Source organism: Bradyrhizobium sp. DOA9 (assembly GCF_000617845.2).
GTDB lineage: Bacteria > Pseudomonadota > Alphaproteobacteria > Rhizobiales > Xanthobacteraceae > Bradyrhizobium.
Window position 1 is genome coordinate 2,924,028 of the sequence record NZ_DF820425.1, and the last position, 23,979, is coordinate 2,948,006.

Below are 23,979 nucleotides of genomic sequence, written 5' to 3' on the forward strand. Positions count from 1 at the left end.
GCAGGAGCGCAGATGGATTTGGAGAGTCATGATGACATCAGTTAAAAACGCAGGGACGAACGGACAGACCGCCATGCAGACCCCACCGGTGGTGTCGCCGCAGGACTGGGAGGCGGCCCGTCTGCAACTGCTCGTGAAGGAAAAGGCGCATACCCGTGCCCGCGACGCCCTGGCCGCCGAGCGGCGCCGCATGCCGTGGATGGCTGTCGACAAAACCTATGCGTTCGAGGGGCCCGGCGGCAAGCTCAGTCTGGTTGATCTGTTCCAGGGCCGGCGGCAATTGATCGTGTATCGCGCCTTCTTCGAGCCCGGCGTGTTCGGCTGGCCCGATCACGCCTGCCGCGGCTGCTCCATGGTGGCCGACCAGGTCGCCCATGTCTCGCACCTGAACGCCCGCGACACCACGCTGGTGTTCGCCTCGCGCGCGCCGCAAGCCGACATCGTCAGGCTGAAGCAGCGGATGGGCTGGACCATGCCCTGGGTCACCATCACCGACGGCTTCGATGCCGATTTCGGCGTCGACGAATGGCACGGCACCAACGTGTTCTACCGCGACGGCAACCGCATCTTCCGCACCTATTTCGTCAAGAGCCGCGGCGACGAGCAGATGGGCGGCACCTGGAACTATCTCGACATCACCCCGCTCGGCCGCCAGGAGGTGTGGGAGGATTCGCCTCCGGGCTATCCGCAGACCCCGACCTACAAATGGTGGAACTGGCACGACTGCTACACGGAAGGGGCGGCGCCCGACAAGCGATGGGTGGAGATCTCGGACGCCGGCGAGAAAGCCTTTCGCGAGGAGGCCGCAGGGGAACGGAAATGACAGCTCCGGTCAGCGCGGTCCCCGGCGCCAGCCCCGACGCTGGGACGGCCGCGCGCCACCTCGCCAGGTGGCTGGCGCTGGCGGCGACGCCGACCTTCGCCATCATGGCCGTGCTGACGGCCATGATCGGCGGGGGGCCGGCGGACATGCTGTGCGGCGCCGGGCAGGGCGCTCTGCTCGGCGGGATGGTGCCGATGTATCTCCTGATGAGCGCGTTTCATGCTGCAGCGTGGTTGAGGCTGATCGCGGAGCGGCGGCGGGCGGTCAGCCGGTAAGCGCACCGCCGGTGTGAACGCCTCGTCCTTCGAGACGAAGGATGCGCCACGATCGCCGACGCCAAACGAGGGCGGTTCGGCATCACCGAGTCTTCACTGCGGCGCCGCCTGAAGATAAGCAATGATCTTGCCCGCTTCCTCAGCCGAGACGCCGCCATAGGGCTGCATCTTGTGGCCGGACACGACCTCGTCCGGCTTGACCATGAAGCGGGTGAGCTTGTCCTGGTCCCAGGCGAAGCCGGCTTCCTTCATCGACGAGGAATAATTGTAGTTCGGCAGCGAGCCGGCCTTGCGTCCGACGATCTTGTTGAGGTTGGGGCCGAGGCGATTGTCGCCTTCCTTCACGGAATGGCAGGTGCGGCAGGCATTGTTGAAGGCCTGCTGGCCGGTGTCGTCATTCGCGCGCGCGAGCGAGCAGGGCGCGATCACGAGCAGGGTCAGTGCGCCGGCGCCGGCAAGGGCGTGCAGCCATGGGCATGGCGGGGGTTGCCTTCGTGGTTGCATTTGCGCCTCCATCGGGATCGCGCCGCAGCAAATGCGTCGTGATGTCGAGGCAAACGAGAACGGCCCCGGTGGGTTCCAGGGCCGCTCGCGTCACGATGTCCTGTCGCCTTAGCGGTTCGCGGCGCCGAGGTCTGCACGCCGCTCGGTCATCGGCAGCACGATCACCTTGGTGCCGACGTTGACGCGGGAATAGAGGTCGGTGACGTCCTCGTTGGTCATGCGGATGCAACCGGAGGACACGCGCTTGCCGATGGTCTCGGGGGCGTTGGTGCCGTGGATGCGGTAGATGGTGCCGCCGAGATACATGGCGCGTGCGCCGAGCGGGTTGCCGGGGCCGCCGGCCATGTGGCGCGGCAGATAGGGCTGGCGGGCGATCATCTCCGGCGGCGGAGTCCAGGCCGGCCACTCGGCCTTGCGGCTCACCGACTGGATGCCGGACCAGGTGAAGCCGTCGCGGCCGACGCCGATGCCGTAGCGCAGCGCCTGGCCGCCTCCGAGCACGTAATAGAGATAGGTGTTGGGCGTATCGATGATGATCGTGCCCGGCGCTTCGCGCGTCGCGTAAGAGACGGTCTGGCGGCGGAAGCGGGCCGGCAGCTCGACCGCGTCCTGATCCTCGGACGGCTCGGTCTGGTAGGGCGCCTGATAGGGCTGCTGATACGGTTGATAGGGCTGCAGCGGCTGCGGCGCGGTCATCGGCGGCAGCGGCTGGAAGAAGGGGAAGATCTGCACCGGCGCGGCGTTGGCGGCACCCGCGAACGCGACGGCGGAGACCGCCACTGCACCGAACGCAACGGCGCGCGAAAACGTCTTGAACGTATCCAGATTGAACATGTGATCGCCCCTGTTTGCTCGGTGTTTTGCTCACCGCGGCACCGTTGCGGTGCTCCGTTGCCTAAAGTCCTAACGGCAAAACGTTTCGGGACATTTGCGCGGAAAACCGAAAACGGTTTCACGGCGGCAAGGATTGTTTCATGACGGTTTCGTGGCCGCAGCGGCCCGTTAACGAACAAAACAGCACGCCGACACTTCCGTGACGTCACACGCCTGAAATATCCTTCGTTGATGGTCGATGCCTGAGAATCATCAAACTCTCGGGATTTTCCCATGCGGGTATTAATCGCGACCGACGCCTGGCATCCGCAGGTCAACGGGGTGGTGCGCACCCTGACCTCGCTGGCGAATGCGGCCAAGGCCCTCGACGTCGAGATCGACTTCCTCACCCCCGACGGCTTTCCGTCCTGGCCGCTGCCGACCTATCCGGGCCTGCGCTTTGCGCTGCCTGCGGGCAAGGAGATCGCCCGGCGGATCGAGAGGTGCGCGCCGGATGCGCTGCATATCGCCACCGAAGGCCCGATCGGCTGGGCCGCGCGAGCCTATTGCCGGCGCAACCGGCTCGCCTTCACCACCTCCTATACGACGCGCTTTCCGGAATACGTCTCGGTGCGGACCGGCATTCCGGCGGGGGTCGGCTATGCGGTGCTGCGCCACTTCCACGATGCCGCCGCCATGACAATGGTGGCGACGCCCTCGCTGCGGCAGGAGCTGTCCGAGCGCGGCTTCAAGCGGCTCGGCTTCTGGACGCGCGGCGTCGACACCGGGCTGTTTCATCCCGACGCTCCGGCGGAGCTCGACCTGCCGCGCCCGATCTTCATGACGATGGGACGCGTGGCGGTGGAGAAGAATCTCGAAGCGTTCCTCTCGCTCGACCTGCCCGGCACCAAGGTCGTCGTCGGCGACGGTCCGCAGAAGGCGGCGCTGGAGAAGAGATATCCCGGTGCCGTCTTCCTCGGCGAGAAGAAGGGCGCGGATCTCACCGCGCATCTCGCCGCCGCCGACGTGTTCGTGTTTCCGAGCCTGACCGACACGTTCGGCGTGGTGCAGCTGGAGGCACTCGCCTGCGGCACGCCGGTTGCGGCGTTTCCGGTCACTGGACCGAAGGACGTCATCGCCGATCACCCGATCGGCGCGATCGACCACGATCTGCGCGCCGCGTGCCTGCGCGCGCTGACGATGTCGCGGCAGACCTGCCGCAACTTCGCGCTGGAGCGCTCCTGGGAGAACAGCGCGCGCCAGTTCGTCGGCAACCTCACCTCACTGCAGCCCAGCCGGGCCTTGCGCGCCTCGCCTCGCATGGCGCGGCGGCCGGTGCGCGGTTGACCTTTCATTTGACCCACAGCGAGAACCTCATCGATGGCTAAGATCATGAACCTTGACGGCACCCAGCAGCTCGACCTCACGCGCGGCACGGTCGAGCAGGCCTATGACCGCTGGGCGCCGGTCTACGATCTCGTGTTCGGCGGCGTGTTCGCCAAGGGCCGGCAGGCGGCGATCGCGGCCACCAACAAGATCGGCGGCCGCGTGCTCGAGGTCGGCGTCGGCACCGGCATCTCGCTGCCGCTCTACGCACCGAACCTGCGCATCTTCGGCACCGACATTTCGGAAGCGATGCTGGACAAGGCGCGCCGCCGCGTGAAGGAGCAGAAGCTGAAGAACGTCGAGGGCCTCGCGGTGATGGACGCCGAGAAGCTCGAATTCCCGGACAACTCCTTCGACGTCGTGATGGCGCAATACGTCGTCACCGCCGTGCCGAATCCGGAGAAGGCGCTCGACGAATTCGCCCGCGTGCTGCGTCCGGGCGGCGAATTGATCATCCTCACCCGCGTCAGCGCCGACACCGGCATGCGCCGCTTCATCGAGCAGAAGCTGCAGCCCGTGGTGCGCCCGCTCGGCTTCCGCACCGCCGAATTCGCCTGGTCTCGCTATGCCAAATGGCTCGCCGGTGCGAAGGGCATGGAGCTCGCCGAGCGCCGCCTGATCCCGCCGCTCGGTCACTTCTCGCTGGTGCGCTTCCGCAAGGTCGACGTCGCCAAAGCAGCGTGAGCCTGGCGTCTTTCGTGCGTCATCGCGCCGCTGCACATCGTCACATGACAAAATGATGATGTCACACGGCCTACATCGAATCTCTGTAAATCCTGAACCCGAAAGCATTTGGGGGAGAGCATGATCAAGAATTATCTCGAGCAGCTGCGGATCCAGCGCTGGGACGACCATCGCTACTATCACCACAGCCGCATCAATCAGAGCCTGCACTTCGTCAGCGCGCTGAGCTTCCTGTTCGCCTATGTCTGGCTGTTCATCGACCCCGTCGTCTCGGCGCTGGTCGGCTGGCTGGTCTCGATGACCTCGCGCCAGGCCGGCCACTTCTTCTTCGAGCCGCATACTTACGACCACATCAACCAGGCGACCCACGAATACAAGGAAGAGATCAAGGTCGGCTACAACCTGCAGCGCAAGGTGGTGCTGATGGCGATCTGGGCGCTGTCGCCACTGGTGCTGGTCGTCGATCCCACCCTGTTTGGCATCTTCACGCCGTGGCAGAGCGCGACCGATTTCATGCGGCAGGTGGCGAAGATCTGGCTCGTGGTCGGCGGCGGCGGCCTGCTGTTCCGCACCGTGCACCTGTTTTTCATCCGCGACGTCGAGACCGGCCTCGTCTGGATGACCAAGATCCTGACCGACCCGTTCCACGATCTGATGCTCTATCGCGGCGCTCCGCTCGCCCTGATGCGCGGCGAGCTGATGGATCCCGGCCTGCATCTCAACCCCGAGCACACGCTGGGCTTCATCGACGAGCCCGTGCTCGAAGAGCAGCACGCTTGACGCGCGCGGCGCACGCGACACGCTCCGATGTCTAACGGCTACGTCATGCCCGGGCTTGTCCCGGGCATCCACGTCTTGGAGGTTCTTATATGCACCGTCATTCCGGGGCGATGCGAAGCATCGAACCCGGAATCTCGAGATTCTCAGGTGCGCAATTGCGCACCGGAGTTCGGTCCTGCGGACCGCCCCGGAATGACGGTGGTGGTGGAAGAGCGAGCCTCAGCGCCCGAAGCGCTTGGCCAGCATCTCTTTCAGGATCTGCCGCTTGATCTGCTTGTTGGTGAGGACGCCGTCGTGCCACCAGAAGCCGTCGGCCTTCATCTTCTGTGCGGCGCGGACGAAGCGGTCGGCGACCTCGGTGAAGTCGGCGTCGGTGTAGTTGAGGCTGAAGATCAGCCGTCCCGTGCCGACCCAGCTCAGCGCCAGGCCCTCGGCGCGCAGGTAATATTGCAGCATCCAATTGTAGCGGGAGGGCGTCGTGTATTTCACCGTCCAGATCGAGGAGAAGTTGGCGAAGCGCACCGGCAGGTCGGCTTCCTGCATCATCTGGTTGAGCTTCTTCGCGCGCCCGTTCCAGGTCTCTTCCAGGTTGTCATAGACCGCGCGAAAATTCGGGCTGGCGAGGCGGCTCAGGAACTCGCCCATCGCCGTCATGACATAGGGGTGCGAGTTGAAGGTGCCGCGGGCGAAGCAGATGTCGGCGGGGCGGTCGTCGCGGAAGCGGCGCATCAATTCACGCTTGCCGCAGACGACGCCGACCGGCAGGCCGCCGGCGAGGCTCTTGCCGTAGGTCACCATGTCGGCCTTGACGCCGAAATATTCCTGGGCGCCGCCGGCGGCCAGACGGAAGCCGACGAAGACCTCGTCGAAGATCAGCACGATGCCGCGCTGGTCGCAGACCTCGCGCAGCTGCTTGAGCCATTCGGTGTAGGCCGCGCGATCGAAATTGCCGCCGCGGGAGGAATCGACCAGCGAGGAATCGCCGGGCGCGTTGGCGTTCGGATGCAGGCCCTGCAGCGGATTGACCAGCACGCAGGCGATGTCCTTGCGCGTGCGCAGGACATGCAGCGTCTTCTCCGACATTTCGGCGAGGGTGTAGGTCTCGTGTGCGGGAATCGGATTGCCGACGCCGGGCTGCACGTCGCCCCACCAGCCGTGATAGGCGCCGGCGAAACGAACCAGGTGGGTGCGCCCCGTGTGGTAGCGCGCCAGCCGCACCGCCTGCATCACGGCTTCGGTGCCGGACATGTGGAACGAGACCTCGTCGAGGCCGGAGATCCGGCAGAGCCGCTGCACATTCTCGAGAATGACGGGATGGTAGGGGCCGAGCACGGGGCCGAGCGCATGCGCGCGCTTCTCGGCGCCCTCGATGCACTCCTTGTAGAAATCGTTGCCGAAGATGTTGACGCCGTACGAGCCGGTGAGGTCGTAGAACGTGTTGCCGTCGACGTCGGTGACGGTGACGCCGCTGGACGATTCCATGAAGGTCGAAGTGCCCAGGTGCTCGCGGACGAGACGCGAGAACTGGAACGGCACGCGGTAGCTCTCGGTGAAGTTCAGGTCGGAGATGGTCTCCGCCGCTTCCTTCGTCATTGCGCGTCCCCTGGGGTAGCGCTCGGCGTAGAGGGCGGCGAGGCGGAAGAAGGCGTCCTTGCGCTGCGCTGCGATGTTCGCCGGCGCACCATCGCAGGAGAAATAGTCGCTCTCTCCGTACTCGTAGAACGGCAGCAGCCGCGCCACCCGGCGCGACATCTTGGAATGCCCCGCGAGCGAGCGGTGCTTGGCGCGGGAGAGTTCGACCCGCGCTTTCAGCTTCGGGAAGACGGCGGCAGCGGAGGCTGCGGCGGCCACGGACATCGAGAGAATCGGGAGTGTCGTTTCCATGACAACAAGCGCTAACCCTGCGAGCTGACAGATTCATGACAGTCAAAGCCCTCATCGCCTCTTTCACCCAGCAGGAGGACCTCAACTTCCTGTTGACCAACCGCATCCCCCGCGCCGCGCTGACCCGCTTCATGGGCTGGTTCTCCAAGATCGAGAATCCCTTCGTTCGGGATTTCTCGATCGCGCTGTGGAAGCTGTTCTCCGATCTCGATCTGTCCGAGGCGCGCAAGACGCATTTCAAGAGCCTGCACGACTGCTTCACCCGGGAGCTGAAGCCGGGCCTGCGGCCGTTCGATCCCGACCCCTCGATCGTGGCGAGCCCGTCGGACGGCATCGTCGGCGCTCACGGCAGGATCGCCGATACCGAGCTGTTCCAGGTCAAGGGCGCGCCCTATTCGCTGCTCGACCTGCTCGGCGATTCCGCTCTGGTCGATCAGCACCGCAACGGCTCCTTCGTCACGCTGCGGCTGACGTCGAGCATGTATCACCGCTTCCACGCGCCGTACGATGCACGCATCGAGCGCGTCACGCTGATCCACGGTGATGTCTGGAACGTCAACCCGATCGCGCTCAAGCGCGTCGAGCGGCTGTTCTGCAAGAACGAGCGCGCGGTGATCCGGACGCGTTTGTCGACCGGCGAGGCGGTGACGCTGGTGCCGGTCGCCGCGATCCTGGTCGCGAGCATCCGCCTGCACTTCCTCGACATGGTGCTGAACGCGCAGACGCGCGGCCCGGTCAATTTTCCTTGCGACGTCCACGTGTCCAAGGGCGAGGAGCTCGGCTGGTTCGAGCACGGCTCCACCATCATCATCCTGGCGCCCGGCGATTTCTCCTTCTGCGACGGCATTGCCGAGGGCACGCGCATTCGCGCAGGCCAGGCGCTGCTCGGAAGAAAGTAGCCTTCAATCCGCCGTCCCCGCCGCCTATATCGTCGGACGGGGACGATTTGATACGGATCTGACGATGGCGCGGGCGCCGGTCATGGCGGCGGGTGGTATTGTGCTGCGGCGCGGGCCGGTGCCGCTGGTTGCAGTCGTGCGCCAGCGCAAGCGCAACGAATGGGTCCTGCCCAAGGGAAAGCTCGACGACGGCGAGACGCCGAGGGAAGCCGCGCACCGCGAGGTGCTGGAGGAGACCGGCCATGACGTCGCCGTGCACGAATTTCTGGGCACGCTGGTCTATCAGTCCGGCGGGCGCTCCAAGGTCGTGCACTTCTGGCGGATGGAGGCCGATGGCGGCCCGGTTCGCAAGCTGATGAACGACATCAAGGCGGTGGATTGGCTGACGCTGGACGATGCGATCGCGCGCCTGTCGCGCGAATATGAGCGCGCGTTCCTGACCCAGATTGGACCGATCGCGCTCGTGGCGGCGGGGCTGGCGGCATCGCCGGCGCAGGAGCCGACGCTGTCGAACGATGACGTCGATGCGGGGTTGCAGACGTTGACACCGGCCGAGGCGGCTTCCGTCGACGAACTCCGGCACGGCCTGTTGCAGAAGGTGAAGGCCTGGCTCCGCGGCGAGGCGTGAGGTTTGCGCTCAAGCCTCTCCACGTCGTCATTGCGAGCGCAGCGAAGCAATCCTGAATCCTTCCGCGGAAAAAGATTCTGGATTGCTTCGTCGCAAGGGCTCCTCGCAATGACGGAGAGAGCAGGTTACCGCCGCTCTTTCTCCTTCGGCTCGGGTGCGGGTCTGCGCGGCGGGGCGGGACGTGGCACGGCGGGGAGGCGCGGCTGGAATGTGATGGGCCGCTGCATGCCTGGCGGCTGAGCCGCAGGCTGGCCCGGCTGCAGGCCGGTGCGCGGCAATGGCTGCTGCGGGCCGGCTTGCTGCGTCCCGCCCGGTTGCGGCGGCACGACTCCGCCGGGCTGCATCTGCCCACCCCGCTGCGGCTGAATTCGCGGCGTGTTGCCAGGCGCCGTGCCTTGTCCGGTGGGCGGCGCGCCTCGACGGCCCGCTCCTGGCTGCTGGCCCTGACCCGCGCGCTGGCCGCCCGGCTGCACCGCGCCGCCGTGCTGTCCTTGGCCCTGCCGCTGCGGCGGCTGCGCGCCTTGACGGCCCGGCGTGCCCGGCTGCTGCTGCTGACCCGGACGGTTGTCCTGACGCGGCTGGCCGTTCGGCCGCTGTGGCAATTGCCCTGGAGCGATCGTCGGCCGCAATTGTTGCTGCTGCGGCGGTTGTGCCGGCCGCGGAATGCGGCTGAGCGCCGTCGGATTGGCGCGACGGAAATCGCGCTGCTCGATGACGATCTGCCGGCCCGTGGTCTGCGCCAGATGCACCTGGCTGACGAAGCCGCGGTCGCGCGCGATCTGCGGCGCGGGAATCGTGATCGGCACGGCCGCAAAACGCATGCCGCCGGCCGTGGCCGCGCCCGGGCGGATCGCAAAGCCGCTCGCGGCTTGCGTCAGTGCGCCGAGCCGCGCGCCGCTGGAGCGGTCGTCGACATCGATGTGGCCGACCCGGCCGTCGGCGTCGGCATAGAGTTTGATGCTGACGTTGTTCGCCCTGTTCGCGGTCGCGTTCTCGGGCACGTCGACGACACCGGTGGTGCCGCGGATACCGAGCGTCGCGGTCGGTGTCGCGATCTTCATGTCACCCGTTTTCGCCACGGCGGCCGCAACGAAGGCGACGGTGCCCTTGCTAATGTCGAAGATCGCCGAATTCTGCTTGCCGCCGTCTTCATAGACGTAATTGTCGATGGTGATCTTCGCGCTGGCGGAAAGGTTGAACGTGGTGGCGTCGTTGAAGGTGATGCCGAGCGCGGAGTTCGACGAGGTCTGCACCACGTCGTTGAGATAGATGTCGTCGCGCACGCGCAGCGGATAGGAGTTCTTGTCGCGGATCACGGTCGCGATCCCTGTGACGGTCGCGACGTTGCCGATCGGCTCGACGGCGGCGGGCTGGGCGTCTGCGGACGGTGCCGGGGTGGCCGACGGCGCAGGCGAAGGCATTGGTGTCGGCTGGGCTTGCGGCTGCGCCTGCGCCAGCTCGATGGTCTCGGATGCAGATGCGGCGGTCGCGCTGGCCAGCGGCAAGGCCAGCAGCGGGAAAGCAAGCGCGAAGCGGCGCCAAGCCGACATCAAATCCACGAATGGGGTCCCGGTGAGAACGCGAGGCGAGGTCCACCGATATCAGCCGCATCAGGCTGAATGGCGGATGAATATCTGTCGCACGGCGCGGCGGACGTTCAAACGCCACCTCCCTGCGTCAGGGACGTGGCGCCATACTTTCGACAGTCATTCCGGAGCGCGGGATAACGCGAACCCGGAAGCTCGAAATTGTAGTGGGAGCCTGCGGCGCGAGATCCCGGGCTCGATGCTACGCATCGCCCCGGGATGACACCTTCGGTGTCAGCTCACGCGCTTCCAGGTCTGGCCGCCGCAGAACATGCCGCCGAAGGCGCAGCCCTGCACGCGCATCACGTTCGGACCTTTCATCGAGATCGTGGAGTCGTAATTGCGGCCGGAGTTGGGATCGCGGATGCGGCCGCTCCACTTCGATCCCTCGGGCCTCATGTTGATCAGGATGCGCTCGTTGGTCTTCTCGGCATAGCCGCAGAGATTGGCGCCACATTGCTCGACGCGGACGTTGCCCTTGTTCTCTTCGGTCGCCCAGATGCCGATCGGCGAGTTCGCTGCGGGCGCGGCAGCCACCGGAGCCGGCGCGGGAGCCGCGGCGACCGGAGCGGGCGCGGCAACGGGCGCCGGCGCCGCAACCGGGGCAGGCTGCGAATTGTCGAAGCCGATAGCGGGAGCGGCGGCAACGGTCGCGGCTGGGGCCGCCGGCGCGGCTGGCGCGGTCGGCGCGGTCGCCTGGACGGGCGCCTGCGGCACGGGCTGCTGCTGCACCGGAGCCGGCGCGGGCTGCGCCGTCGTCGGCGCTGGAGCCGGCGTGGTGTCGTCGTCATCGTCCTTGGAGCCGCCGAGGCCCTTGAGGTTGATGTTGTTCAGCTTGATCGGCTTGTCCGACAGGCCCGGCGCGACGATGGTCACGCAATTGAGCGAAGCGCAGTTGCGCGGGGTCTCGATGCGGATGTGCTGGCCCTCGATCTGGAACGAGATCGAATTGCCGGCGTGCGCCGCGGCGGTCGAAGCCAGGAAGAGCGCGGTGGCGGCGATGGAGAGCTTGTTCATGACAACCTCCGAAAATGGCGTGGTCCGATATGGACCGAAGTCGCTGGTGGATGAAGCGTGGTTCGACCCTACGCCGGGGCGGTCGGGCGTTCTGTGATGGGCGTCACAACGATGAACGCCGTCTGGGTGATGCAGCGCACATTCAGCCGCACCTACGCTTGCGTAACGTCGTCGCGATACCGAGGGAGACGCAGATGCAGCGGCTTGCAACCTGGCTTGCCACTTGGCTTGGTACGTCGATCGCGCTGCTGGCGATCGCGCCGACCGCGCAGGCCGGCTCCTACACGTTCTCGATCGGCGGCCACCGGTTCCATGTCGAGGCGCCGCGCAATTGCCGATCCGCGTCGTGCGTCACGGTGGCCTCCAAGCGCAGCCTCAGGCCGACGGAGGACGTCGGCGCAGCACCGGCCTTGCAGCCGGCGCCGGTGGTCCAGGCGCCGCAGCCGGCTTGCCCGGCGGCAGCGGTCAAGCCGCCACAGGCGGCTGTGGTCGTGCCGCCACCGGCGCCTCCCGTCCTTGCCGCGGCGACGTCGCAGCCCGTTGCGCCGCCGCCCGCGCCAAGCTTGGAGATGTCGAGAATGGAGCCGCCGAGCCCGGGTCCGCCGCGGGTTGATCTGGAGCACATCGATCGGCCGAAGACCGCCGCGCTCGAACCGCCGCGCATCGAGCCGCCGGTCGTCGTCCCCAACGCCGAGGTCAATCAGACCACAAGTGTGGCGCAGATCGGCGATGACGCCGGCCCGGCGCCGCTCGGCGAATGGGAGAGCGCCGGCGCCAAGGGCACGGTCCGCATCGAGCGCTGTGGACCTGCATTGTGCGGTTACGCGCCCAGCGAAGCGTCGAGCCGCGGCGAGAGCGTGCTCGTCAACATGAAGCCGAAGAAGCACGATGTCTGGGCCGGCAGCATCTACAGCCGCTCCAGCGGCAACACCTATTACGCGACGATGACGCTGAAAGGGTCCGGCAAGCTGCACGTCGAAGCCTGCGCGCTCGGCCGCTTCTGGTGCTCCGGCAACGACTGGACCCGGGTCGAGGCGCCGCGCGAGGAGATCACCGCCTCGTCGCTGCCATCGCGCACGCGGTCGTAGCGACAGGCCACTCGCTTACGCTCCAGGGGAGGGTAAGCGCCGGCAGTGTGTCGATCGATGCCGTCTCAGATCATCCCGAGCACGATGGCGCCGACGAAGGCCATGGCGAGGTAGGCGGTGATCACGCTCAGTCTGCCGGCGAACGTCATGAGGTCGCTCCGCTGGTCGTGCGCTTTGCCGCGGCCGTCATGGTTAACAGAGAGTCTCTCACCGAAAAAGTCAGTCCTGCTGTCGCTCATCGGCCGTGCCGGCCGCGCGAATGCGGGCCGGCATGGTTAAAGAAGGCTGAAATCGACGTGTTGAAGAGTCTTTAAGTAAATTCACCGAACGTGCGTTCATGACGCGCGGAGTTCGTTTGTATCTCGTCGGCTCCATCGTCCTTGTTTCGCTAGCGGGTTGCGGACGCGGCTTCTTCCAGGCCGAGCGCGAACCGTGGCGGGCCGAGGCGGAGGCCGCATGCCTGAAATCGGGGGCGGTCAAGGAGAGTGCGGACATCGTCCGCATCGAGTCCATCTCCGGTCCCGGTCAGTGCGGCGCCGAATTTCCACTCAAGGTCGCAGCGATCGGCGAAGCCTCCGGCACCTATGGCTTTGCCGACGAGCCGCTGCGTCCGCCCGGCAGCATCGGCAACCAGCCGCGCTGGCCGGTGCAACCACAGTCGAATTATCCGCAGAGCCGGGGCTATCCGGCATCGTCCTATCCACCACAGTCGAATTATCCCGGCAGCGCGGCGCGCCAGCCGTCCGGCTATGGGTCCTCGACCGGACCCGTGTCGCTGAGCGCGCCTGGCGTCGCGCCGCAGGAAGACGAGATCGATCTGCCGCCCGAGGGCACCGATGCTGCCGGCGCCTCGCGCTACATGAATGCGCCGAGCTATCCGGCGCCGCCGGCAGGTCCCGCGCCATACTCGCAGGCGCCCATGCAGCAGCCGCTGCCGCGTCTCGGTCCGGCGCAGGGCAATGCCGTTGCCGCCGTTGGTCCGGTCGCGATCAAGCCGACCGCGACGCTTGCCTGTCCGATCGTGTCCGAGCTCGACCGCTGGCTCGCCGACACGGTGCAGCCCTCGGCAATGCGCTGGTTCGGCGTCCGCGTCGCCGAGATCAAGCAGATCTCGGCCTATTCCTGCCGCGGCATGAACGGCAACTCGCGCGCCCACATTTCCGAACATGCCTTCGGCAATGCGCTCGACATCTCCGCCTTCGTGCTCGCCGATGGGCGCCGCGTCACCGTGAAGGACGGCTGGCGCGGCATGCCGGAAGAGCAGGGATTCCTGCGCGACGTGCAGGCGGGGGCCTGCGCGCATTTCACGACCGTCCTTGCGCCGGGCTCCAACGTCTTTCACTACGATCACATCCACGTCGATCTGATGCGTCGCGCCAGCCGCCGCCTGATCTGCCAGCCGGCCGCCGTGTCGGGCAACGAGGTCGCCGCGCGGGCGCAATCACGCAGCCCTTATGCCAGTGCGCGCGATTCCTCCGTCACCGGCTCGCTCGGCGCGCGCAAGAGCACCTCGCGCAAGCGCGAGGAAGACGACTACATCGACGAATAGCGCTTTAAGTCCGCTTCGAGGGCGCGGGGGCCAGCCCCATGCACCGCTGCACTTCGGCCGGGACGTTGTAGGTCCGCATGATATGGCGGCTGTCGCGCAGACCCGTCGCCTCGCGTTGCACCACGAACATCCAGAGCGCCTGGCCGGCTTCCGCGACCAGCTTGCGCCGCGCCGGCTGCAGCGAGGCCGGCATCTCCGCATGTGCGGCGTCGAATTCGCGCAGGCGCGCCAGCGTCTGTTCGAGCGCGCGGCCCATCCGTCCAAGCGCCGAGGCCTGTTCCTGGACGATCTCGTAGTGGAGGATGTCGACCGGCGGGCGAAGATCACGAGACATGGCCGCAATATAGTGCCGCCCGGCCCGCAGGCGCAACGCGCGGCTATCCCGCCTTGTACGCCGCCAGGAACATCCGCGTGGCGCTCTCGACCACCGCGCTCATGCGCTGTTCCGACGGCGCGGGCTCCGCCTGAAACACGAAGGGCAGGAACAGCGAGGCCTTGCACAGTTCCATGAACTGCGAGGCGGCAAGATCGCAATCGTCGATCGCGAGATCGCGAGATGCGACACGGGCCTTGAGATAAGCGGAGAGGCGGTTGATGCTCTTGTCCAGCACGCGGGCATAGTAGCGGCGGCCGACGTCCGGCATGCGCTCGGCGATCGCCATCACGGTGCGGATCGCCGACCCGCCACCGGGCCGGCAGACCAAATGAAGATAGGCGAGGCCGAACTCCTTCAGCGTGCTCTCCGCCTCGCGGTCGGGATCGAAACTGAACACGACCTGGCCATGCTGGAGCGCCTCCTGTTCGACCATGGCTTCGAACAGCGCGCATTTGTCGGCGAAGTAGACGTAGAGCGTGCCCTTGGAGACCTGCGCCACGCGCGCGATCTCTCCCATGCTGGCCCCGTCGAAGCCAAGATCCATGAACACCTTGCGGGCACCGTCCAGGATCTGGCGGCGCTTGGAATTGTCCTCGTCCGGGACGACGTGCAAGTGTTCGCCGGCAGCTACAACCATTGGTTTAGGGTCTCGGAAGGTTTTTGGATCGGGCTCAGGCCATGAAACGCCAATAAAGGATTCGCGACAGTAAGGTCTTGCCGGAATCAATCTGTATATTGACCGAACCGTTCGGTCAATGATATTCGAGATCCACGCGAGGAACCGCCCGCAACGGCGGCGGCCCTCGGGTTGTGCTTTTGTGGGAGGCCTTGATGGCCATTTCGAGAGACCAGACGGCTCGCGTCCTTCGCCAGGAAGCGGTGGAGGACCAGACGGGCGCTGATGCTGCCTCCGAGACCTCGGCATCCCCTGCCGAGCTGCGCGGTCACGTGGCAGAGGAAACGAAGCGTCCGCCCCCAGAAGCGCCGGAGAACCCGGTGACGGACAAGCCGGCCGCACCTGCGCCGGAGGCCGCTGCGCCCAAGTCCAGTGCGCCGAAGTCCGGCAAGCGCAAATTCGTCCTGACCGGAATCGGCCTCGTTCTCGCGCTCGCCGCTGCGGGCTATGCCGGCTATTACACGCTGGTCGGCCGCTTCTACATCTCGACCGACGACGCCTATGTCCGCGCCAACAACACCATGCTCGGCGCGCGCGTTGCCGGCCACATCTCCGCGATCCTCGCCGGCGACAACGCGCCCGTCCGGGCCGGCGACACCATCTTCCGCATCGACGACGGCGATTACAGGATTGCGGTCGAAGCCGCCGCGACCAGGATCGCGACCCAGCAGGCCACCATCGATCGCATCGGCCGCCAGGTCGCAGCGCTCGACAGCCAGGTCGCGCAGGCCAAGGCGCAGCTCGTCTCCGCCGAAGCGGGCCTGAAGCGCGCCGACCTCGATTATGAGCGCCAGCAGGCGCTGAGCAGCAAGGGCTTTGCCTCGCGCGCCACCTTCGAAAGCTCGGAAGCCGGACGCGACCAGGGTGCCGCCGCGGTCAAGGCGGCGCGAGCCGCCTACGAGGTCGCCGTCAGCAATGTCGACGTCGCCAAGGCGCAGCAGACCGAAGCGCAGGCGCAGCTCGCCGAGCTCAAGACCACGCTCGCCAAGGCCGAGCGCGACCTCGGCTTCACCGCGGTGCGCGCGCCGGTGAACGGCACATTCTCCAATCGTCTGGTCAACACCGGCGACTTCGTCGCGGTCGGCCAGCGCCTCGGCAACATCGTGCCGCTGGACGACGTCTATATCGACGCCAACTTCAAGGAGACGCAGCTCAAGCGCATCCGCCCGGGCCAGCCGGTGACGATCAAGGTCGATGCCTACGGCATGCGCAAGTTCTCCGGCGTGGTTGACAGCATCGCGGCGGGCGCCGGCTCGGTGTTCACGCTGCTGCCGCCGGACAACGCCACCGGCAATTTCACCAAGATCGTGCAGCGCGTGCCCGTGCGCATCCGCGTGCCCAAATCGGTGGCGAAGCAGAACCTGCTCCGCGCCGGCATGTCGGTGTATGCGACCGTCGACACCAACAAGGGCGCCGCCGACGCCGACAGCGAGGTCGACCTCGACGATCCCGCCGTCCATCCGCAGTAGCCAACCCGAGCACTGCGAGATCGGACGATGGCCGACGCCACCACCGCTTCACCTGCCATGATGGCGGATCCCGCCTCTGAGCGCATTGCGCCGAAGCGGCTGTTTGCGTTCATCATCATGGTGTTCGGCATGTTCATGTCGATCCTGGACATCCAGATCGTCTCGGCCTCCTTGAGCGAAATCCAGGCCGGGCTGTCGGCGAGCTCCAGCGAGGTCTCCTGGGTTCAGACCGCCTATCTGATCGCCGAGGTGATCGCGATCCCGCTGTCGGGATTCCTGTCGCGCGCCTTCGGCACGCGGCTGCTGTTCGCGATCTCGGCGGCCGGCTTCACCTTCTCGAGCCTGCTTTGCGGCTTCGCCACAACGATCGAGGAGATGATCCTCTGGCGTGCGCTGCAGGGCTTTCTCGGCGCCGGCATGATCCCGACCGTGTTCGCTTCGGCCTACACGGTCTTCCCGCGCACGAAATTCCACATCGTCGGCCCCATCATCGGTCTCGTCGCGACCTTGGCTCCCACGATCGGGCCGACGGTCGGCGGCTACATCACCGATCTGATGTCGTGGCACTGGCTGTTCTTCATCAACGTGCTGCCTGGCATCGGCATTACATTGGGCGTGCTGGCGCTGGTCGATTTCGACGAGCCGCATTTCGAGCTGCTCGAGCGCTTCGACTGGTGGGGCCTGTTGTTCATGGCCAGCTTCCTCGGCACGCTGGAATATGTGCTGGAGGAAGGGCCGCAATATCAATGGATGCAGGACACGTCGGTCGCGATCTGCGCCTGGATCTGCGCGATCTCGGCCATCGCCTTCTTCTGGCGCGTGTTCACGGCGGCCGAGCCGATCGTCAACTTACGCACCTTCTCCGACCGCAACTTCGCCGTCGGATGCACGCTGCAATTCTGCATCGGCATCGGCCTCTACGGCCTGACCTACATCTATCCGCGCTATCTCGCCGAAGTGCGCGGCTACAGCGCGCTGATGATCGGCGACACCATGTTCGTCTCCGGCATCACCATGTTCCTGGTCGCGCCGCTGGTCGGCCGGCTCATGGCCAAGCTCGACATGCGCTACATGATCGCGTTCGGCCTCGTCGTGTTCGCGATCGGCTCCTACCAGATGACCTGGATCACCCGCGATTACGATTTCTACGAGTTGCTGGTGCCGCAGATCCTGCGCGGCATCGGCATGATGTTCGCGATGGTCCCGACCAACAACGTCGCGCTCGGCACGCTGGCACCCGACAAGGTGAAGAACGCGAGCGGCGTGTTCAACCTGATGCGCAATCTCGGCGGCGCGCTTGGCCTTGCCGTCATCAACACCGTGCTCAACGACCGTACCGACCTGCACATCGTCCGCCTGCAGGAGCGCGTGACCTGGGGGAATGCGACCGCGACCGAAACCCTGAGCATGTTCATGCAGAAATTCCAGGGACTTGGCGATTCCACGCTGATGGCCTTGAAGCAGCTGTCCCAGCTGGTGCATCGCCAGGCCGTGGTGATGAGCTTTGGCGATGCCTTCTTCATGTTGACGCTGTTCTATCTCGCCCTCAGCTTCCTGGTGGTGCTGCTGAAGAAGCCGCCGTCGCCGTTCGGTGCCGGCGGCGACGCGCACTAATTTGCAACACTCGTGCGTGATCTCGCGCGAGCCCCGTTGCAATCGGCCGGCGACACATCTATAAAGCGCACCTCATTCATTCGAACCGGGGAGAGATTTGCATGATTTCGTCGCATTCGCAGATCCTACGCCCGCGCTCGATGATCACCTCGATCACCTTCTGGCTCGGTATGTACGCGGCCTGCTAGAGGCCTCTTCCGCCAGCTTCGATCGGGCCAGGGTATTGGCCAAGCGTCCCGATCGCTTCGTTTCCCAAGTCGAATCCCAAGTCAAAGTCAGTCTTACGTGACGCCCGTCCCGGTCCTCGCGGCCGGCTTGCGTCCATCGATGGAGCCGGCCCGCGCGAAGCGGCCGGATGATGCCATGACCGCTCTGTCCAAGAAGCCCGCGGCGATTCGCGTCGTGCTGCCCTTCGTGTTCAAGCATTGGCTGAAGCAGCCGGGGCGCGGCCTCGTCGTGGCCGGCGGCCTGCTCGGCGCAACCGCCGCCGATCTGTTCATGCCGGTCTTTTCGGGACACTTGATCGATGCGCTGACCCGCGGTCCGTCCGACCCCGATGCGCGGCACGCGGCGCTGGTCGCGTTCGGCGCCATCGTGGCGCTGGGTGCGGCCTCGATGGTGCTGCGGCTCGCAGGTTTGCAGGCGATCGTTCCGTTCACGCTGCAGATCATGTCGGAGGTCGCGCAGGAGGCGTTCACGCGCGTGCAGCGCCTCTCCACCGACTGGCACGCGAACTCCTTCGCCGGCTCCACGGTGCGCAAGGTCACCCGCGGCATGTGGGCGCTCGACCTGCTCAACGACACGCTGCTGCTCGCGCTGTTGCCGTCGTTCGTCGTTCTGATCGGCTCGATGATCCTGCTCGGCGTGCACTGGGCCTCGCTCGGCGCGGTGATCGCGCTCGGCGCGCTGGCCTATGTCACGATGACGGTGCTGTTCTCGACCCGCTACATCGCGCCGGCCGCGCGCATCTCAAATGCCTGGGACACCAAGGTCGGCGGCACGCTGGCGGATGCGCTGACCTGCAACGCGGTGGTGAAATCCTTCGGCGCGGAGCTGCGCGAGGATGCGCGGCTCGCCCGCGTCATCAAGCGCTGGGGCGTGCGGGTGCGGCGAACCTGGTTTCGCTACAACTACACCGCCATGGCGCAGCTCACGCTGCTGCTGGCCCTGCGCGCCTCGGTGATCGGCGGCTCCGTCTGGCTGTGGGTCTCCGGCCATGCCTCACCCGGCGACGTCACCTATGTGCTGACGAGCTACTACGTCATCCACGCCTATCTGCGCGACGTCGGCATGCACATCAACAACCTCCAGCGCTCGGTCAACGATATGGAGGAGCTGGTGGCGATCCATGACGAGCCGATCGGCATCGCCGATGCGGTCAACGCGCAGCCGATCGCGATCGAAGGCGGCGCGATCGTGTTCGACGACGTCACGTTTCAATACGGCGGACATCGCACGCCGCTCTATGACGGGCTGTCGGTGACGATCCGCGCCGGCGAGCGGGTCGGCCTCGTCGGGCGCTCCGGCTCCGGCAAGACCACCTTCGTCAAGCTGGTGCAGCGGCTCTACGACGTCACCGGCGGCCGCGTGCTGATCGACGGGCAGGACATCGCGCTCGCCACGCAGCAATCGCTGCGCAGCCAGATCGCGGTCGTGCAGCAGGAGCCGATCCTGTTTCACCGCACGCTCGCCGAGAACATCGCCTATGGCCGGCCCGGCGCCAGCCTCGAGGCGATCGAGCAGGCGGCGCGGCTTGCCAATGCGCACGACTTCATCCTGCGCCTGCCGAAAGGTTACGGCACCCTGGTCGGCGAGCGCGGCGTCAAGCTGTCGGGCGGCGAGCGGCAGCGCGTTGCGCTGGCGCGCGCCTTCCTGGCGGACGCGCCGGTGCTGATCCTGGACGAGGCGACATCGAGCCTGGATTCGGAATCGGAGGCCCTGATCCAGGAGGCGATGGAGCGGCTGATGAAGGGCCGCACCTCGATCGTGATCGCGCACCGGCTGTCGACGGTGAAGAGCCTCGATCGCATCCTGGTGTTCGACCGCGGCGAGATCGTCGAGCAGGGCACGCACGCTCTGCTCGCGGCCAAGCCGGACGGCATCTATCGCAGCCTGTTCGAGCGCCAGGTGGTGGAGCTCGGACAGATCGCAGCAGCGGAATGACGCGCCTGGCCGGCAGACGAATGCCGGCCAGGTCGCGTGAGGATGGATTGACATGAAAGACCTGACGCGCGGCTCCATCGTGAGACATATCCTGATCATGACGCCGCCGATCACGGCCGGCATGGTCTCGATCATGATCTGCCAGCTGGTCGACCTGTATTTCGTATCCAGCCTCGGCGATGCTGCGGTCGCCGGCGTCGCCGCGGCCGGCAATGCCGGCTTTCTCGTCAACGCCTTGATGCAGGTGCTCGGCGTCGGCACGGTGGCGCTGATCGCGCATGCCGTGGGACGCAAGGACCGGGCGGATGCGAACCTGATCTTCAACCAGGCGATCGTGCTTTCGGTGCTGGCCGGCCTCTTGACCCTCGTGCTCGGCGCGGTGCTGTCGCGCGCTTACATGCGCTCGGTCGCGGCCGACCAGGCCACCGTCGAAGCGGGGACCGTCTATCTGTTGTGGTTTATGCCGGCGCTCGCGCTGGAATTCGCCATGCAGGTGCTGGCTTCGGCGCTGCGTGCGACCGCTATCGTGCGCCCGGCGATGGTCGTGCGCGCGCTCGCTGTCGCCATCAACGTCGCTCTGGCGCCGGTGCTGATCTCGGGCTGGGGCACGGGCTGTGCGCTCGGCGTCGCCGGCGCGGGACTGGCGAGCTCGATCGCGGTCGGCGTCGGCGTGCTGATGCTGCTGGCCTATTTCCGCAAGGTCGAGCGCTACGTCGCCTTCGACGCGGCGCAGTGGCGTCCGCAGCCACGGCACTTGATGCGCATCCTCAATGTCGGCCTGCCGGCCGGCGGCGAGTTTGCGATGATGTTCATTTTCATGGCGGTGGTCTATTACGTGCTGCGCGATTTCGGCGCGGCGGCGCAGGCAGGCTTCGGCATCGGGCAGCGTGTGCTCGGCCTGATCCAGATGCCGGCGCTCGCCGTTGCGCTGGCGGCCGCGCCGATCGCCGGCCAGAACGTCGGTGCCGGCAACGGCGCGCGGGTGCGGGAAACCTTCGTCAAGGCGGCGCTGATCGCCAGCTTCGTGGCGGTCGGCTTCATGATCCTCGCGCAGCTGAAGCCGGAGCTGCTGCTGGCCGGATTTTCCAACGACCGGGAGACGATGGAGGTCGCCTTCCTGTTCCTGCGGATCATCTCGCTCAATATGGTGGCGCAGGGCCTCATCTTCACCTGCTCCAGCATGTTCCAGGCGCTCGGCAACACCAAGCCCGTGTTGGTGAGCTCGGTGACGCGCGTGCTCACCTATGCGCTGCCGGTGCTCTGGCTGTCGAAGCAGCCCGGCTTCCGCATCGAGCATGTCTGGTGTCTCTCGATCGCGGCGACGACGCTGCAGGCCGGCTTGAGCCTGTGGCTGCTGCGCCGCGAGTTCGGCAAGCGCCTCGCGCCGCTGCCGCAGGACAAGGCCGGGGACTCAGTGGAAGTTGAGCCGGCCGCGCCTCCAGCTCGTGCTCCCGCGTAACGAAAGTTGACCTCCCTACGGCTCCCGCCAGCTTGCGGTGCCGTGGGGCTAGTGCGCGCCAATGCTGTTCCAGACGAGAGTCAGGCCCGATACGAACAACAAGCCGAGCACGACATCGCCGAAATGCTTGTCGTTGAGGGCGTGATAGACGCGCGCGCCCGCCCATGCGCCGATGAGCGTGCCCGGAAACGCGACCGCTGCGAGCCAGACCACCTTGAGGGCGACGAGGCCCGACGCGGCCTGCAACACCAGCGCGGTGGCGAGCACCGTGAAATTAAAGAGCTGGAAGATGCCGCGCCGCTCGTGCTTGTTCCAGCCGCGGATGTTGGCCCACAGGATCGGCAGCGGACCCGAGAGTCCGGCAAGGCCACCAAGAATGCCCCCGGCGAAACCGACCGCGCCGTCGGCGACCCGGCCGCCGAACTTGATCGCGAGCGGCCTCTTGTTGAGGTACAGCGCGCTCGAGAAGATCAGGATCAATACGCCGACGCTCAGCTTGAACACTTTTGGATCGGCCGAGGCGACCATCATGGTCCCGAGCGGCACGCCCATCAGTCCACCGATCAGGAACGGCCAGACCAGCGAGAGATCGAAATTCTTCCACATCGAGGGCAGCGTCGAGGTCTGCGCGATCACCGAGCAGATCAGCACCAGGGGCACCGCGAGCGATGGCGGCAGCACGTAGAGCCAGATGCCGAGCGCCATCAGCGCCGTGCCGAAGCCGGCCAGTCCCGAGACGAAGCCACCGGCGAGCGCGCCGAGCGGCAGCAGGACGTAGGTGAGCGTTTCCAACGGATTGTCCTAGTCGCCAGCGGCGATCCCGAACTGATCGCCACGGCTCGCATAACATGCCTGCCGGCATCCAGGTCAATCCATGCCGCACGCAAGCGTGATCTGCCGGCCATCGCCGATGGCCTAGACGATCTGCCTGGTGTCTGCAGGCTTCTGCAGCGCGCCGACCAGGATGCGCAGCGCCTCCGTCAATTCCGATCTGTTCCGGGCTGCGCCCAGCGAGACGCGTGCCGCATGGGGCGGTGCCCCGTCGACGGTGAAGGCGTCGCCGGCGACGACGGCAAGCCCGTTCCGCAGCAGATGTGCGGCCAGATCGGGCCGCTCCTCCGGCAGCCGCAGCCAGAGATGATGCGCTGCGGGCCTGGCCAGGAACTGAAAGCCTTTCAGCGCGCGTTGCGCGAGCTGCTGGCGGCCCACGGCTTCGCTGCGGATGGCGCTGATGATGCGATCGGCAACGCCGTTTTCGATCCAATGCGTCACCAGCGCGACCATCAGCGGCGCCGGCATCTGCACGGTCGCCTGCAGGCAGGTGCGCATGTCCCGCTGGGCACCGCTGTCGGGCGTCACCAGATAGGCAACGCGCAGCGCCGGCGCGATACATTTTGACAGCGTGGTCGCAAGATAAGTCCGCTCCGGAATGAGGTTCGCGATCGGCGAGGCCGCGCGGTCGAGCAGCCCGTAGGCGTCGTCCTCGATCAGGATGGTGCCGGCATCGCGGATGATCTTCGCAAGAGTGCCGCGCCGCTCGGCGGAAAGCGTCGCCGTGGTCGGATTGTGCAGCGTCGGAATGAGGTAGACGGCTTTCGGCTCGTGCGCGCGGCACGCCTTTGCCAGCGCATCCGGCAGGACGCCGTCCTCATCCATGGCAACACCGACGAGCTTGACGCCGAGCCGGGCCGCGGCGGCCTTGATGCCGGGGAAGGTGAGGGCTTCGGTCAGAACGATGTCGCCGGGCCGCGCCAGATGGGCGAGCAGGTTGAAGAGGATCGTCTGCGCGCCTGGAAAGATCACCAGCCTGTCGGCCTGCGCATGCGGAACGCGGGCGCGCATCCAGCGCGCCGCGACCTCGCGCTCATGTGCGCTGCCGCCGGGCGGCTGGTAGTTGAGATACGCCGTCAGGCCCGATTGCGCGCGGAGGGCCTCCAGCCCGGCGATGATGCGCTCGTCGAGCTGCGCCTCCAGCGGGTGCGGCGGCACGTTCATCGACAGGTCGATCGCGACCGGGTGCGGCAGGTCGACCGCGCGCCGCGCGCTGGTCTCCGACACGAACGAGCCCTGTCCGACGCGGGCTTCCATGATGCCGCGGCGCCGCGCCTCGGTGTAGGCGCGCGTGACGGTGGTGAGGTCGATGCCGAGTGCTTTTGCCAGCGCGCGCTGCGTCGGCAGCTGCTGACCGCGCACCAGCCTGCCGGCGGCAATGTCGGCCTCCATGGCCTCGACGATTCGCTGGTAGCGCGGGCCCGAAAGCTCCGAGATTGTAGGGATCCATTCCATGCAATTTTGCTCGTAACCTT

At 66.5% G+C, this 23,979-nt stretch carries 23 protein-coding genes; 13 read left to right on the plus strand and 10 right to left on the minus strand.

Features of this window, described 5'->3' with window-relative positions; all coding sequences use genetic code 11:
* Window positions 1–28: 28 nt before the first annotated feature.
* Entirely contained in the window at window positions 29–823 is a 795-nt protein-coding gene (locus BDOA9_RS13655; protein ID WP_025034501.1) for a DUF899 domain-containing protein, read from the plus strand.
* Window positions 820–1,098 carry a hypothetical protein gene (locus BDOA9_RS13660; protein ID WP_025034502.1) on the plus strand — a complete coding sequence of 93 codons (279 nt, stop codon included), beginning with the start codon at window positions 820–822 and terminating at the stop codon, window positions 1,096–1,098. The genes BDOA9_RS13655 and BDOA9_RS13660 overlap by 4 nt, the downstream gene beginning before the upstream one ends.
* 93 nt (window positions 1,099–1,191) lie before the next feature.
* Here the strand turns inward: BDOA9_RS13660 and BDOA9_RS13665 are convergent, their stop codons facing one another.
* Window positions 1,192–1,614, minus strand: a complete 423-nt coding sequence (locus BDOA9_RS13665; RefSeq protein ID WP_042336047.1) for a c-type cytochrome — start codon at window positions 1,612–1,614, stop codon at window positions 1,192–1,194.
* 96 nt (window positions 1,615–1,710) lie between these two features.
* Window positions 1,711–2,436: a L,D-transpeptidase gene (locus tag BDOA9_RS13670; RefSeq protein ID WP_025034504.1), complete on the minus strand. Its 726-nt coding sequence runs from the start codon at window positions 2,434–2,436 to the stop codon at window positions 1,711–1,713.
* A 273-nt stretch (window positions 2,437–2,709) separates the two neighbouring features.
* On the opposite strand from BDOA9_RS13670, the gene BDOA9_RS13675 reads away from it, so the two are divergent.
* The 3 genes from BDOA9_RS13675 to BDOA9_RS13685 all read left to right on the plus strand — a co-directional run bounded on the left by BDOA9_RS13675 (window position 2,710) and on the right by BDOA9_RS13685 (window position 5,265).
* Window positions 2,710–3,762 (plus strand): glycosyltransferase family 4 protein, encoded by a 1,053-nt coding sequence (locus BDOA9_RS13675; protein ID WP_025034505.1) that lies wholly within the window; start codon window positions 2,710–2,712, stop codon window positions 3,760–3,762.
* 33 nt (window positions 3,763–3,795) lie between these two features.
* A complete protein-coding gene (locus tag BDOA9_RS13680) occupies window positions 3,796–4,485 on the plus strand; it encodes a class I SAM-dependent methyltransferase (RefSeq protein WP_025034506.1) in 690 nt (229 codons plus the stop codon).
* A gap of 120 nt (window positions 4,486–4,605) precedes the next feature.
* A complete protein-coding gene (locus tag BDOA9_RS13685; RefSeq protein WP_025034507.1) occupies window positions 4,606–5,265 on the plus strand; it encodes a membrane protein in 660 nt (219 codons plus the stop codon).
* A 219-nt stretch (window positions 5,266–5,484) separates the two neighbouring features.
* Here the strand turns inward: BDOA9_RS13685 and BDOA9_RS13690 are convergent, their stop codons facing one another.
* Window positions 5,485–7,149, minus strand: coding sequence for an aminotransferase class III-fold pyridoxal phosphate-dependent enzyme (locus tag BDOA9_RS13690; protein ID WP_025034508.1), 1,665 nt, complete (start codon window positions 7,147–7,149; stop codon window positions 5,485–5,487).
* 35 nt (window positions 7,150–7,184) lie between these two features.
* On the opposite strand from BDOA9_RS13690, the gene asd reads away from it, so the two are divergent.
* On the plus strand, window positions 7,185–8,048 hold the full coding sequence (gene asd / locus BDOA9_RS13695) for an archaetidylserine decarboxylase (protein ID WP_025034509.1): 864 nt from the start codon (window positions 7,185–7,187) through the stop codon (window positions 8,046–8,048).
* Window positions 8,049–8,112: 64 nt separating this feature from the next.
* The gene (locus tag BDOA9_RS13700) at window positions 8,113–8,676 is read left to right on the plus strand and encodes an NUDIX hydrolase (protein ID WP_025034510.1); all 564 of its coding nucleotides are present in this window, start codon (window positions 8,113–8,115) and stop codon (window positions 8,674–8,676) included.
* A gap of 125 nt (window positions 8,677–8,801) precedes the next feature.
* Here BDOA9_RS13700 and BDOA9_RS13705 read toward each other — a convergent pair whose 3' ends face one another.
* On the minus strand, window positions 8,802–10,226 hold the full coding sequence (locus BDOA9_RS13705; RefSeq protein WP_025034511.1) for a FecR family protein: 1,425 nt from the start codon (window positions 10,224–10,226) through the stop codon (window positions 8,802–8,804).
* Between the two features lie 270 nt (window positions 10,227–10,496).
* Window positions 10,497–11,279: a DUF2147 domain-containing protein gene (locus BDOA9_RS13710; RefSeq protein ID WP_025034512.1), complete on the minus strand. Its 783-nt coding sequence runs from the start codon at window positions 11,277–11,279 to the stop codon at window positions 10,497–10,499.
* A 194-nt stretch (window positions 11,280–11,473) separates the two neighbouring features.
* Here BDOA9_RS13710 and BDOA9_RS13715 point away from each other — a divergent pair, with 194 nt between their 5' ends.
* Window positions 11,474–12,367 (plus strand): DUF2147 domain-containing protein, encoded by an 894-nt coding sequence (locus BDOA9_RS13715; RefSeq protein ID WP_025034513.1) that lies wholly within the window; start codon window positions 11,474–11,476, stop codon window positions 12,365–12,367.
* Between the two features lie 65 nt (window positions 12,368–12,432).
* Here BDOA9_RS13715 and BDOA9_RS38820 read toward each other — a convergent pair whose 3' ends face one another.
* Window positions 12,433–12,606, minus strand: coding sequence for a hypothetical protein (locus tag BDOA9_RS38820; RefSeq protein ID WP_192859566.1), 174 nt, complete (start codon window positions 12,604–12,606; stop codon window positions 12,433–12,435).
* A 98-nt stretch (window positions 12,607–12,704) separates the two neighbouring features.
* On the opposite strand from BDOA9_RS38820, the gene BDOA9_RS13720 reads away from it, so the two are divergent.
* On the plus strand, window positions 12,705–13,916 hold the full coding sequence (locus tag BDOA9_RS13720; RefSeq protein WP_025034514.1) for an extensin-like domain-containing protein: 1,212 nt from the start codon (window positions 12,705–12,707) through the stop codon (window positions 13,914–13,916).
* Between the two features lie 4 nt (window positions 13,917–13,920).
* Here the strand turns inward: BDOA9_RS13720 and BDOA9_RS13725 are convergent, their stop codons facing one another.
* Both BDOA9_RS13725 and BDOA9_RS13730 read right to left on the minus strand, forming a co-directional pair.
* Window positions 13,921–14,250, minus strand: coding sequence for a DUF6665 family protein (locus tag BDOA9_RS13725; protein ID WP_025034515.1), 330 nt, complete (start codon window positions 14,248–14,250; stop codon window positions 13,921–13,923).
* Window positions 14,251–14,293: 43 nt separating this feature from the next.
* Window positions 14,294–14,929, minus strand: a complete 636-nt coding sequence (locus BDOA9_RS13730; RefSeq protein WP_025034516.1) for a TetR/AcrR family transcriptional regulator — start codon at window positions 14,927–14,929, stop codon at window positions 14,294–14,296.
* A 194-nt stretch (window positions 14,930–15,123) separates the two neighbouring features.
* Here BDOA9_RS13730 and BDOA9_RS13735 point away from each other — a divergent pair, with 194 nt between their 5' ends.
* From BDOA9_RS13735 to BDOA9_RS13750, 4 genes are all read left to right on the plus strand, one after another.
* Window positions 15,124–16,437: an HlyD family secretion protein gene (locus tag BDOA9_RS13735; protein WP_025034517.1), complete on the plus strand. Its 1,314-nt coding sequence runs from the start codon at window positions 15,124–15,126 to the stop codon at window positions 16,435–16,437.
* A gap of 27 nt (window positions 16,438–16,464) precedes the next feature.
* Window positions 16,465–18,051 (plus strand): DHA2 family efflux MFS transporter permease subunit, encoded by a 1,587-nt coding sequence (locus BDOA9_RS13740; protein WP_025034518.1) that lies wholly within the window; start codon window positions 16,465–16,467, stop codon window positions 18,049–18,051.
* A gap of 363 nt (window positions 18,052–18,414) precedes the next feature.
* Complete coding sequence (locus BDOA9_RS13745) at window positions 18,415–20,214, plus strand: ABC transporter ATP-binding protein (RefSeq protein WP_025034519.1); 1,800 nt, start codon at window positions 18,415–18,417, stop codon at window positions 20,212–20,214.
* Between the two features lie 52 nt (window positions 20,215–20,266).
* Window positions 20,267–21,673: an MATE family efflux transporter gene (locus BDOA9_RS13750; protein ID WP_025034520.1), complete on the plus strand. Its 1,407-nt coding sequence runs from the start codon at window positions 20,267–20,269 to the stop codon at window positions 21,671–21,673.
* A gap of 48 nt (window positions 21,674–21,721) precedes the next feature.
* On the opposite strand, the gene BDOA9_RS13755 is transcribed toward BDOA9_RS13750, so the two are convergent.
* Window positions 21,722–22,465, minus strand: coding sequence for a sulfite exporter TauE/SafE family protein (locus BDOA9_RS13755; protein WP_025034521.1), 744 nt, complete (start codon window positions 22,463–22,465; stop codon window positions 21,722–21,724).
* Between the two features lie 123 nt (window positions 22,466–22,588).
* Entirely contained in the window at window positions 22,589–23,959 is a 1,371-nt protein-coding gene (locus BDOA9_RS13760; RefSeq protein WP_025034522.1) for an aminotransferase-like domain-containing protein, read from the minus strand.
* Window positions 23,960–23,979: the final 20 nt, after the last annotated feature.

Coding starts and splice junctions, on each gene's coding strand:
- BDOA9_RS13655 (WP_025034501.1), top strand. CDS start 29: ATGATGACATCAGTTAAAAACGCAGGGACGAACGGACAGACCGCCATG.
- BDOA9_RS13660 (WP_025034502.1), top strand. CDS start 820: ATGACAGCTCCGGTCAGCGCGGTCCCCGGCGCCAGCCCCGACGCTGGG.
- BDOA9_RS13665 (WP_042336047.1), bottom strand. CDS start 1,614: ATGGAGGCGCAAATGCAACCACGAAGGCAACCCCCGCCATGCCCATGG.
- BDOA9_RS13670 (WP_025034504.1), bottom strand. CDS start 2,436: ATGTTCAATCTGGATACGTTCAAGACGTTTTCGCGCGCCGTTGCGTTC.
- BDOA9_RS13675 (WP_025034505.1), top strand. CDS start 2,710: ATGCGGGTATTAATCGCGACCGACGCCTGGCATCCGCAGGTCAACGGG.
- BDOA9_RS13680 (WP_025034506.1), top strand. CDS start 3,796: ATGGCTAAGATCATGAACCTTGACGGCACCCAGCAGCTCGACCTCACG.
- BDOA9_RS13685 (WP_025034507.1), top strand. CDS start 4,606: ATGATCAAGAATTATCTCGAGCAGCTGCGGATCCAGCGCTGGGACGAC.
- BDOA9_RS13690 (WP_025034508.1), bottom strand. CDS start 7,149: ATGGAAACGACACTCCCGATTCTCTCGATGTCCGTGGCCGCCGCAGCC.
- asd (WP_025034509.1), top strand. CDS start 7,185: ATGACAGTCAAAGCCCTCATCGCCTCTTTCACCCAGCAGGAGGACCTC.
- BDOA9_RS13700 (WP_025034510.1), top strand. CDS start 8,113: ATGGCGCGGGCGCCGGTCATGGCGGCGGGTGGTATTGTGCTGCGGCGC.
- BDOA9_RS13705 (WP_025034511.1), bottom strand. CDS start 10,226: ATGTCGGCTTGGCGCCGCTTCGCGCTTGCTTTCCCGCTGCTGGCCTTG.
- BDOA9_RS13710 (WP_025034512.1), bottom strand. CDS start 11,279: ATGAACAAGCTCTCCATCGCCGCCACCGCGCTCTTCCTGGCTTCGACC.
- BDOA9_RS13715 (WP_025034513.1), top strand. CDS start 11,474: ATGCAGCGGCTTGCAACCTGGCTTGCCACTTGGCTTGGTACGTCGATC.
- BDOA9_RS38820 (WP_192859566.1), bottom strand. CDS start 12,606: ATGAGCGACAGCAGGACTGACTTTTTCGGTGAGAGACTCTCTGTTAAC.
- BDOA9_RS13720 (WP_025034514.1), top strand. CDS start 12,705: ATGACGCGCGGAGTTCGTTTGTATCTCGTCGGCTCCATCGTCCTTGTT.
- BDOA9_RS13725 (WP_025034515.1), bottom strand. CDS start 14,250: ATGTCTCGTGATCTTCGCCCGCCGGTCGACATCCTCCACTACGAGATC.
- BDOA9_RS13730 (WP_025034516.1), bottom strand. CDS start 14,929: ATGGTTGTAGCTGCCGGCGAACACTTGCACGTCGTCCCGGACGAGGAC.
- BDOA9_RS13735 (WP_025034517.1), top strand. CDS start 15,124: ATGGCCATTTCGAGAGACCAGACGGCTCGCGTCCTTCGCCAGGAAGCG.
- BDOA9_RS13740 (WP_025034518.1), top strand. CDS start 16,465: ATGGCCGACGCCACCACCGCTTCACCTGCCATGATGGCGGATCCCGCC.
- BDOA9_RS13745 (WP_025034519.1), top strand. CDS start 18,415: ATGACCGCTCTGTCCAAGAAGCCCGCGGCGATTCGCGTCGTGCTGCCC.
- BDOA9_RS13750 (WP_025034520.1), top strand. CDS start 20,267: ATGAAAGACCTGACGCGCGGCTCCATCGTGAGACATATCCTGATCATG.
- BDOA9_RS13760 (WP_025034522.1), bottom strand. CDS start 23,959: ATGGAATGGATCCCTACAATCTCGGAGCTTTCGGGCCCGCGCTACCAG.